This window comes from Pseudofrankia coriaricola, assembly GCF_032027725.1.
Lineage (GTDB): Bacteria > Actinomycetota > Actinomycetes > Frankiales > Frankiaceae > Pseudofrankia.
Map to the genome: position 1 here is coordinate 94854 of NZ_JASNFO010000071.1, position 10431 is coordinate 105284.

At 70.6% G+C, this 10431-nt stretch carries 9 protein-coding genes; 4 read left to right on the forward strand and 5 right to left on the reverse strand.

The window, feature by feature from the left end:
* Positions 1-47 precede the first annotated feature (47 nt).
* From QOZ89_RS31935 to QOZ89_RS31950, 4 genes are all read left to right on the forward strand, one after another.
* The gene (locus tag QOZ89_RS31935) at positions 48-437 is read left to right on the forward strand and encodes a YybH family protein (RefSeq protein WP_157910618.1); all 390 of its coding nucleotides are present in this window, start codon (positions 48-50) and stop codon (positions 435-437) included.
* Between the two features lie 742 nt (positions 438-1179).
* A complete protein-coding gene (locus QOZ89_RS31940) occupies positions 1180-1644 on the forward strand; it encodes a hypothetical protein (protein ID WP_312627380.1) in 465 nt (154 codons plus the stop codon).
* An 80-nt stretch (positions 1645-1724) separates the two neighbouring features.
* On the forward strand, positions 1725-2375 hold the full coding sequence (locus QOZ89_RS31945) for a SigE family RNA polymerase sigma factor (RefSeq protein WP_071053359.1): 651 nt from the start codon (positions 1725-1727) through the stop codon (positions 2373-2375).
* Positions 2376-2386: 11 nt separating this feature from the next.
* Positions 2387-3760 (forward strand): hypothetical protein, encoded by a 1374-nt coding sequence (locus QOZ89_RS31950; RefSeq protein WP_131804195.1) that lies wholly within the window; start codon positions 2387-2389, stop codon positions 3758-3760.
* A gap of 342 nt (positions 3761-4102) precedes the next feature.
* Here the strand turns inward: QOZ89_RS31950 and QOZ89_RS31955 are convergent, their stop codons facing one another.
* The 5 genes from QOZ89_RS31955 to QOZ89_RS31975 all read right to left on the reverse strand — a co-directional run bounded on the left by QOZ89_RS31955 (position 4103) and on the right by QOZ89_RS31975 (position 10294).
* Positions 4103-5194, reverse strand: coding sequence for a TniQ family protein (locus QOZ89_RS31955; protein ID WP_312627383.1), 1092 nt, complete (start codon positions 5192-5194; stop codon positions 4103-4105).
* Between the two features lie 2 nt (positions 5195-5196).
* Positions 5197-5670, reverse strand: coding sequence for a hypothetical protein (locus tag QOZ89_RS31960; protein ID WP_312627385.1), 474 nt, complete (start codon positions 5668-5670; stop codon positions 5197-5199).
* Between the two features lie 264 nt (positions 5671-5934).
* Positions 5935-6525 carry a DUF6262 family protein gene (locus QOZ89_RS31965; RefSeq protein ID WP_312627185.1) on the reverse strand — a complete coding sequence of 197 codons (591 nt, stop codon included), beginning with the start codon at positions 6523-6525 and terminating at the stop codon, positions 5935-5937.
* Positions 6522-9119, reverse strand: a complete 2598-nt coding sequence (locus QOZ89_RS31970; RefSeq protein WP_312627183.1) for a tyrosine-type recombinase/integrase — start codon at positions 9117-9119, stop codon at positions 6522-6524. The genes QOZ89_RS31965 and QOZ89_RS31970 overlap by 4 nt, the downstream gene beginning before the upstream one ends.
* Positions 9116-10294: a tyrosine-type recombinase/integrase gene (locus tag QOZ89_RS31975; RefSeq protein WP_312627181.1), complete on the reverse strand. Its 1179-nt coding sequence runs from the start codon at positions 10292-10294 to the stop codon at positions 9116-9118. Before QOZ89_RS31975 ends, QOZ89_RS31970 begins: the two co-directional genes overlap by 4 nt.
* Positions 10295-10431 lie beyond the last annotated feature (137 nt).

Consider the following 10431-nt stretch of genomic DNA (forward strand, 5'->3'; position numbering starts at 1 on the left):
CAGGTTCGGTTGACCTCAAGCGCGGTTGAGGTCCTAGTGTGCCGTGCGTGAACGAGATCGATGACCTCATCAGCCGCTACCAAGATGGCTTCCTACGGCTCGACGCGGGGTTGTTGGGTTCCCTGTGGGCCGACCAGGACATCGTGTACAGCCCGGCCGAGCTGGCGGATCCGATCACCTCCAAGGTCGACCTTGACGCGTACTACGCCCGCGTCGTGCGGTTGTTTCGCGACGTCGAGATCATGGACGTATTCGCTGTCCGTCACCAGCGCTTGAGTGACGATGTTGTCGCCGTCCATTTTGGGTTCCGCTTTCGAGCCCACTTCGTCAGCGGGCCATTGCACGTGGTTGCCGGCCGGGTGTCCGTGGTGTTCCGCCGCGACGCCACCGGATGGCACGGGGTGCACTATCACGAGTCGCTGACGCCCGGAAGCTAGGCCTCAAGCTTTCACGCCATGACCGTCTGGTGGGTGTGTCTGAAATAGGAAAGCGCTCCTGGGCTGGGAGGACGGGCTCGTCGAGAGCCCGATCCGTTCCAGTCGAAGGAGCACCTTCATGGTGCGAAAGTACCGGTGTCTACCCGTCTGACAACCCGCCGGGAAAACGACGATCAACGAGGGAACCTGCAGGCGCAGGTGTAGGTTCCCCCGTTGATCTTCCAATCGGTGGCGTGCTGCCAGGGGTTTCCCAGGCGGGGTGTCATTAGGCGTAGTGCTGACTTACCGGGTTTCGATGGCAGTTCTGCGCGGGGAGTCGCCGGGTGTGTCCCGTCCCGGCGCCCTGGTCTCGTCCCAGTCGAAGCTGGCCAGGTCGACCGGTCGTCCCCTCCGAAGCTGGTCCGATCCGGCCGGAAGGTCGATCAGCTGATGCCTGACCAGGTACATGCAGCGCCCTTGCGGAGAGTGCTGATTTGTCAGTTTTGGTGGCGGTCTGTGGGGTTATGGTCGCGTAGCGGCTGGTGTCGGGGTTGGTGAGGTCTGGCGCGTGACGTGCTGGTCGTGCTGGTGTGGCTGCAGGCAGGGCGGATCGCCCGGCTGACGGAGGACAACGCGGCGCGGGACGCCAGGATCACGGAGTTGACGGCGGCGAACGCGGTGTTGGCGGACCGGCTCGGCCGGGTGGAGCGCCTGCTGTCGCGGAACGGCTCGAACTCGTCGATGCCCCCGTCGAAGGATGGCGATGGTCGTGGTGATGGACGAGACCCCGCTGCGCGTCGGCCCCTGGCTACCCCAGCCAGGCCGTAAGAAGGCCGAACGCCACCTGCTCGTCGCCTGCACCGACCTCGACGTCCGGTTCCTGCTCGGCGACCGCGACCTGGAGACCTTCCGGACCTCGGTACTCACCGAGCTCGCGGCCGCACTGGGACGAGCAGCGGCGTCGTCCACCGCATCTGGTCTCTTGCCTGGTCAGTGCCTCGTGGCCAGACCAGGTTGGCGGGGACGGGACAGGGTGCGTCAGTCGGACAGATCCCAATTGGGGGCAAGTCGGGTGACGTATTCGGTTCGGGCCTGCGCCGACAGCGGCTCGTCCGTCGTCCGGACCCTGGATTTCCAAGACCGACTCCTCGGCGGGATGGACGGGTGGCGTCGCGTCAATCGCGGCGGCCCGCGTCGGCGACGTCTTTTCAGCGTGGGTTTCGGCTGAGTACTCATCGTGGCTGGGGTCGGGCGTGTTTGTACTGGGACGGGCCAGACACGGGCGAGCTGGACACAGTGGAGGCGAGGGTGCGTGCTGATGAGGAGCTGGCCTTTAAGACGTTCGTGGCCGGGGCTGCCGACCGGTTGCTGCTGAGTGCGGTTCTGCTCGTCGGCGGGGACTGGGGTGCGGGGGAGGACTTGCTGCAGGGGGCGTTCGAGCGCACCTACCGGCAGTGGCCGCGGATAGCCGAGGGCCGGCCGGAGGCGTATGTACGCCGGGCGTTGGTCAATGCCGCGACGAACCGGTGGCGGTGGCTGCGGTCGCGGGTCGCAGAGGTGCCGCTGGTCGTCGATGGCGAGTGGACTGTCGATGTCGCCGCCGTGGGCGTCGACCATGCTGACCGGTTGTCCCTGCGCGACGGCCTGGTCCGCGCGCTGCTGTCCCTGCCGCCTCGGCAGCGGGCCGTGCTGGTGTTGCGCTACGTCGATGATCTGCCCGAGGCGGAGGTCGCCGCCGCGCTCGGCTGCTCCGTCGGTTCGGTGCGCAGCCAGGCCTCGCGGGGCCTTGCCCGGCTGCGCGACAGCGAGCACCTGGCGGCGCTCGGCGCCGTCCACGCCCCACGAGGACGCCACCGCGGCGGGGGAGGCCTCGACGTCCTGACCAACGAGACAGGGGATGGCGGCACCGCTTCGTCCCCAGGGGCTTCCGCTCCGCGTTCGACGCGACCCACCCGGTGAGGGGAGATGCTGTGAGTACAGGAGCAAACGGGCGCACCGACCCAGGTGGACCGGTCCAAAGGGGCAATTTCACCGCGCGGGTCGGGGCTGCGGCGGGGACGCAGCCCACGCGCGACATCGTGGACGGCGCTGACCAGGACCTGGTGGCGCACCTGCGCGCCCTGGGCGCCGGGAGGCCGCGGCGCGGTGTCGGCACCGCGTTCCCCGACCTTGTGTGCGCACAGGCCCGCCGTCATCGGTCACGCGCTCGCGTCGCCGCGGTCGCCGCGCTCGTGCTGGTGATCGTGGCGGGAGTCGGCATCCCGGTGAGCCTGCGTGCCGGCGGGAACGACCCGGGGTCCGCCGTGGCCGCGGCAGGGCCCGCGTCGCGGGACGTTCCGTACGCCTTCGGCGGCGTGACCACGACCTGGCTGCCGGCGGCGATGACGCACGACGCGGACCTGACCGACGTGATCCCGTTCGAGGCCGAAGCACCGCTCCTGGCCAGCTACGTGCACATGCTCGGCGCCAACGCGTTCGTCAGCAGGTTCGTCGCGCCGTCCACGGCGTCGACGACCGCGACGGCCGGGCTGTCCACCGTCTGGGTGATCGCGGCCTATCCGCCGGACGACCACACGATCGGGGCGACCATCCCTCGGATCCAGGAGGAGCTGGGGGGCTTCTTTGACAGTGACGGCTCCGCCGGGGAGGCCGCCGGCGTCACCGAGGTGTCGGCGGTGACGGTGGGCGACCGGGACGCCGCCTTCGTCCGCAACGACCTCGCCCTCGGGCACGACGCCGCACATCCCCAGGGCCCGGAACCGGACCACCGCTACGGGGGCCTGCTCACCTGGCCCACGGCCAGCGGCGCCGTGCTCGGCGTCGAGGCCGACGGTGCCGCTCCGGTGGACCTCGAGGTGCTGCGGCAGATCGGCGCCGGGCTGGTCCTCGGCCCGATGCCGAGCATCGCTCCGCTACCGACCGAGTCCCTGCGGCCCCTCGAGGACGCCGGGATCGCCGCGGCGGTGGAGTCGGTCCTCCACGACGCCTTCGCCCACGGCGTGCCCGACGAGCGCTGGGCCGCGGCCGTGGAAGACGGCCCGGCGCTGACAGCCATCCATGCCAACCTGCGCGCCCACTTCCCACAGTTGAGCGACACCATGGAGGTCACGGTCGACAGCCTCAGCCAGAGCGGATCCGACTTCGTCATGGCCCGGGTGACGATGACGTTCATCGACCCGACGGTCGCGGTGATGGCTGGCCAGCGCGGGCCGGACGGCGTCGTCCGATTCCCCATCACCGTCGGGGCGATCCGTACGGCTGACGGCTGGAAACTCCAGCGAAGGTCTTGGTGCGGTTCCCTCAACCTGCTGGGGATGGAAATGCTGAGCTGCCCGCACGCGTGACCTGAACCGGGCTCGCCGGGGTCCTCCGCCCGCTGAAGGCGGCGCGGCCACCCGGCGGGCCCGGCGGGCAGGCGCCGCGGCGGCTTCGCAGAGCCGGTCAAGACCCCCTCCGCCAATGCCGGTCGAGTGGCGGAGCAAGCTGGGAAACGGCGGCGAGAGCCGGGAACCTATATACACCTTCTGATCGCCCAGGGCTCGCGAGAGGTCGGGCCTGCTATGAACGGGACGTCGCGTCCCGAGGCGCGGCAGGATGGTTAGGTCCCGTGGACGCGGGCCCCTGGCCCGACGCAGGGGTGTCCCTCTCGGTCCGCGGCGGTCGCGCTGAGGACGGCGACGCGGCTGTTAGACGGCTGGTTGATCCCTCCACCGGGGCGGCCAGCGGAGGCCCCGACGGCGAGGGGGTTCTGGGGGGCGTAGCGCTCTTTTCAGCGGGATGCTCAACTCCGTCGCTGGTGGTGATTGCGGGTCTTTGAACAGCCAGCGCAGGTCGTGGCCGGCTGTGCGTGTGTCGGCGATCCGCAGGGCGTGCAGAGCGGCGGTGACGGTGACGGCGACGAGGGACGCCCGGTCGGGTGGGTGAATGGGCTGACGGGGTGACCTGCCGTCACGGTCGCGGACGTACTGGGCGAGCACGTCGGCGGGCAGCCGGCTGGCCAGGTCGTCGATGCTCGCGTCGTGGAGCACTCTGCGGCCGAGGAAGGCGAGGTCGGTGAGCATGGTCGTGACGGGCTCCGGGACGGCCTTGTAGATCCCAAAGTTCGCGGTGGGGCGGTCGAGCACGTGCCAGAGAATCTGCTGGGCTTCGAGCACGGGGTGGCCGTCGTCCAACGCTAGGGCGGGGGCGGCGGTGAGGTCGGCGCCGCAGCGTGCCGCTTCCCGGCCTCGGGCGCCGCCGATGCTGCGCGCGCAGTGTCCTGGGTGGGGAACGAAGCCGAGCGCGACGCCGGCCGTGCGGGCCGGGCGGTCGCAGCGAGGGCAGGTGTCGACGAGCAGGCATTGGTGGATTGGGCAGGCAAAGGACCAGCTCAGGCGCCAGTTCAGTGGCCACCGTCCGTCGCTCTCGTGTAGGCAGCTGGGGCAGAAGCGTGAGCCTTCGGTCCGGGCCCAGAGCCGGTAGCGGACACGGCGTCGTTCGGTGTCGACATGCACCGCACGGCCGTCGAAACGGGTCAGGGTCAGGCTGTGGAGGGCTGCGGGGGAGATCCCGCAGGCAGCGGCGATGGATGCTGCTTCGCTGGTGTGCAGGCTGACAGTCCAGTCCGGCGCATGTGCAAGCATCCGTGAGGGGTGCTCTCGGTCGGTCGTCGGTAGCCCGAGCGCGATGGCGAGGTCCCCGAGGGTGGCCTGCAGCCGGTGCGCGTAGGTCTCCAGCCAGGAGCCGAGTGCCTCGTCGGGCAGCGGGTCGAGCCGCAGTGGCAGCGTGCGGGCCGGCATCGTTATGCGTCGGCGGACGCGGTGGTGCGTAGGGCGCGGTGATGCGGGGTCAGCCGGCCGGCGTCGAGCGCTGCCTGCAGCGGGGCGCGGGACTGCTCGGCTCCTTCGTCGGCCTTCACCCGGTCGAGCAGGTCGCGGGTGAGCCGTTCCTGGCCGTGGCGGATCGCCCGGCCGGCGCCGCGGCTGATCAGGGTCATCAGGGAGCCGATGTGGCCGGTGGTGCGGGCGAACAGGTAGCCGGACAGCTCGTCGGCGAGGTCGCCGGGCTGCTGGTCGGCGAGGATGAGGTTCTTCTCGATCGCGAGCAGGAGTTTGCGCCACTGGTCGCGGCCGGCGTTATCTGCGAGGTGGAACGGGTCGAGGGTGAGCCGGGTCCAGCGGCGGGCGGTCTGCGCCAGCGCCTGGTCGGCCGGGGTCATGCCCTCGCTCATCAGCCCGCGTTCGCGCAGCGCGACACCGGCGAAAAGGAACGTCACCGGGAACTCGTTCGCGAGCCATTTGAGGTGGTTCGAGACTTCCAGGCCGTCGCGGGAGCGGACGTCGAGGAAGTGGATGTCGTCGAGTTTACCGACCGCTGCCGTCCTGATTAGCCTCTTGACCTGCGCTGATGCGTAGCTTACATGTCCGTGACGGTCGTTTGGCAAATATCTGGCGGCATCAATTCCATGTGTTGAGCGGCGCGGTCTGGCCACCGGATTCGGCGGCCAGACCGCGGGCTTGGATCAGCGGTGGAATTCCGGTCAGGGTGAGGGTTTCGGTTCGAGTAGGCGGGTTTCGAGGTCGGCCATCCGGCGGTCCTGGAAGCGCAGGTTCGAGCGGGCGGCCTTCAGTCGCTCGTCGAGGGCGCGGTTGTCGGTGGTGAGCTGACGGACGCGCTGTTTGAGGGTGGTGTTCTCGGTGGTGATGCGCTGGATGGCCTCCTGGGTCCATTCGGCTTCGAGGTCGCGGATCTGGCCGAGGAGCTCGCCGATGCGGGTGCGCTGGGTGAGGATCTCGGCGTGGGCCGCGGTGAGCGCGTCTTCGGCGTTCAGTGCCCGTTCGCGCCAGGGTGCTTGGCGGGCGTCGTCTTCGTCGGCGATCCGCTGGCCGCGGCGCTGGTTGGCCTCGGTCATGGCGGCGGTGACCGCGGCTCTGGCCTCGGGGTTGTCGTAGAGGAAGGTGCGGGATACCGTCGCGCGCCGGGCCACGGCGGCGACGCTGACCGGTGTCTTCTCCCGTCGGAGGCGGGCGACGGCGTCGTGGACACGCCCCAGCGCGGCCTCGGATGAGCGGCGTCGGGCCGAGGCTGCGGCGGCCGTGCGCGGGTCGGGTTCGGGAACGGCGGCGCTCACCGACGCACCTTTTCGCTGTCGCCGAGGCCGTCGTGCTCGTCGTGTGCGGCGTGCGCGAGGTCGGCGGCGCGGAAGGCGGTGGACCAGACGCGGTGGAAGTAGTCCTGGGGTTTGCGCAGGTCCAGGGCGAGGGCGTCGTCGAGGAGACCGAGGCCGGCGAGTGCCTTCTCCAGGCCGTCGATCGCATGGGCGGTGGGCTCGAAGTATTGGTGGAGGTAGTCGGCGGTGGCGTCGTCGGGGGCGCCTTCGGCGAGTAGCCGCCATTGCTCGCGTTTGCGGCGCCAGTAGAGCAGGTCGGCGCCGGACAGGACGAACTTGTCGCAGCTGTGGCAGTTGAGGTTCCAGGGGCAGGCGCCGCCGTCGACGACGGGTTGGAAGGTGCAGAACCCGCCTTCGGCCGGAGTGCTGCGCCGGGACAGGTCGACCGCGAGGGCCTGCGCCTGGCCACGGCTCAGCGGCGTGGCGTCCCCGGCGAGCAGTTCGCCGGGGCGGGCGGCGCCGGGGCCGGCGACCCAGACGTGCTGCAGGACGTTCTCCAGGTCGGACTGGGTGAGGTGGACGTAGTGCTCGGCCATCCGGTCGGAGACATGGCCGAGGTAGCGGCGGATGTGGCTGAGGCTGGCGCCGTGCCGGAGCAGGTTCGTCGCCAGCGTGTGCCGGGCCTGATGTGGCACGACGTGACCGAGGTCGAGCGCGTCGACCCAGGGTCGGAACCGGCTGTGGAACCACTGGTGGGTCAGCGCGACGGTGCCGTCCGGGTTGCGGTGGGTCGTGGGGAACAGGGCCAGTCTGGCGCGTTCGGTTCCAGCCGGCCGGCGGCCGTGCTCGGCGGTGAACCGGTCGAGGGTCGTGACCTGCCGGGCGGCGAGGACCTCATAGAGCCGTTCGGGGATCCGGATCGCCACGTCGTAGTTCCCGACCTTGGTCTGGTCGTGCCAGAACATCGCCAGCCCGCCGTAGCGGCCGAGGCAGTCCCATCGCACCGACAGCACCTCGCCGATGCGCCGGCCGGTGATCACGACGGTCTCCCAGATGTCGCGCATTCCCCAGTCCTGGGGGTCGTAGTCGGCGGCGAGCCGGGTCAGGTTCGTCTCGTCGGCCAGCGCGCGGGCGACCTCGTCGGGGAACGGGCGGCGGGCGCGCATCGGGACTCCACCGGCGGCGGGAGCCGCGATGATGAACTCCCGGCTCAGGTCGAGGCGGTCGGCCGTCCCGCTGTCCATCGCGTCGCGCAGCAGCTTGCGGACCGCGTTGAACACCACCGTCCGGGTGCCGGTCGTGACGACGCCGGCGGATCCGCTCGTCCGTTTGATCGCCAGGGACGGCAGACCGTCGCGTTCGCGGTGGCGCTGGTCAGCGACGAACCGCCGCATGTGCTCGGCCCCCAACAGTGCCGGGTCGTGACCGCCGCCGGGGGCGTCGAGTTCCAGGAAGACGCCCAGCTCGATGGCGGCCCGGCGGACGGAGTCCAGCACGGCGGCGGTGCGCGGGCGGCGCGCCGAGCTCAGCAGATCGGCCAGGTAGTCGAAGGCAAGGTCCCGCAGCCAGCGCTGCGGGATGCCGGTCAGGTCGACGTGGCTCGTGCGGTGCGCGAACCGGACCCCGAAGTGGTCGGTTTCCAGGAAGCCGGCATCCTTCGCCTGCTCGGGAGTGAAGTAGACCAGCCGCAGCTCGTGGAGGATCTCTTTGGCGATCGCGCCGGAGAACGCGGTCGCGCCGTCGAGGTCGAGGTCGACGAGCGAGTTCGTCTCAGCGTGGCGGCAGGTGTTCACCAGGGTGCGGACCCAGCCGACGTCCCAGCGGGTCGGCCGGGACCGGCGGGTGTGGATGAACAGCCCCCACTGAATCTCCGCGCGTAGCAGGGGCCGCAGCCCGCGCAGGTTGAGCTGCCCCGGCCAGGGCATCGCGGTCGACGCCTGGCACCAGAGGCGGAATTGGTGCTCGTCGGTGTAGCCGACGGGGACCGGCTGGCTGGCGTGCTCGAAGCGCTGCCACCAGCTGGGCGGCAACGCTGCCCCGCCCGGCTGGTCGTCGCCTCGGTAGCGGGCCGTATGCCCAGAACACAGGCCCAGCGGGGAGGCCGCCAGGGCCGGGCAGACCGAGACCTGACAGTCCCCGTAGCCGGGATAGGGCACCTGCTCGCCGAGCCAGCCAGCGAAGTCCGCGCCGTCGCCCACGTCGAGTGCGTGCAGCGACCACCGTCCGCGGTGCCGCTGGCAGAGCCGCAGGTCGGTGTGGTCAGCGGGCCGGTCAGGGCAGACCCGGCAGGGAAGATACTCGAGGTGTTCCGAGGGCGGCAGCGGCTGGGCGCCGGCCACGAACGCCGCCTTGCCGACACCCCGCGCCTTCGCCCGAGCCCACTGCTCCCGGTGGATCGAACACAGGTCGCCGCTGCCGCGGACCCGCTCACAGCCGCCGATCACACAATCCCACTGGTAGATCGGATGCCCACGCGGGATCCGGACAATGTCGCCGCGGAACATCGGGTCGAACGACGGGCCGCCGATCAGCGCGGTCAGGATCTCCAGCCGGTCCCGTACCGTCCGGTCAGGCCGCTCCGCGTAGAGCGGGCGCAGGTGATCCGCCCGTTTCACCGCGTTCCCCAGACGGTGCGCAGCGCCGCGTCGAACGCCGGGTCATGGACATCGACATGGCCATAGATCTCATCGACCACAGCGGTGGAAGCCCAACCGCCGGCGTCCCGGGCGATCAGCAGGTTGCCATCAGAGGCGTCCAGCACAGCGCTGGTGAAGGAGTGCCGGAACGCATGCGGACGGACGACGCCCAGGCCGGCGCGCTGCCCGGCCCGGCCCAGCATCCGCCGAGCCGCCACCGGCGCCCACGGCTGACCATGCCCAGCGCCGTGGAGCTGAACGAGCAGCATCCCGTGTCCCGCCTGACCACGCGGATACTCGCCGGTGAGGTAGTCGAAGTAGGTGTGCACCATCGCGGGGCTGACCCGTTTGAGCAGCCCACCGACGACGGTCCCGTCGTCGATCCGCCACGGGTGCTTGGTCTTTGCCTCCGCCCGGTTCGGGTTGCCGGGGCGGTGGCAGACGTGGACGTGCGGAGATCGGCATTCGCCGCAGGCCGCGTTCTCCCGCAGGTGCAGGTCGACCAGGTGCAGCCCACACAGCTCACCGATCCGCAGACCCCCGTCCGCCAGCCAGGTCACCACCAGCCGGTCACGGGCCGAGTTGACCTCGGTCAGCAGCTTCTCCCGCGCCCCGTCGGGCAGCATCTTCGGATGCCGCCGGTGCGGGCCGGTCGGGGCCAGCGGGTTCGCCGGCATCGTCGACGTCACGTGCCCGAGGAACGCGCGGCGACGGTCCGCCCGGGACGGCAACCGGGCGCGGTCCAACACGTTGCCGAGCTCGCCGTTGACCCCGTAGGACGCTTGGTGCAGGTAGAACCCCTTCAGGCAGGCAGCCGTCGTCGTCAGCGCCGCGCGACCGTAGGGGCGCTTACCGAGGCGCCACGGCTGCCCCAGCGGCATCGCCACCTCGGCACCAAGGATCCCCATATAGCGTTCGAGGTCGCGCAGCCCGACCACGGCGACGGTGAGGCACTCCCGCTCGAGCCAGCGCAGGTGGTCGACCAGCAGGTAGGCATACGTCCGCTGCGTCCCCGAGCCATCGTGCCGGCGCAGGTACCGGTCCGCCTCCGGGTGCACCGTCCCCTCCGGCCAGACGATCGTCCACGACCGCCGCCCGTCCCCCTGCCGGATCTCCTGCACCCGCAGGTCTCCGATCACAACCGTGCGAACCACGTGCCCTCCGCCTACCGACGCCGCCAACAGGACGGACGTCCCGGACCCGGTCGGTAAACGAGCACGGCACGTCCCAGCCACAGGCCGGGACGGACATTACGGGCAGCTCTACCCGCGGTCGGTAAAGTCGACGACGA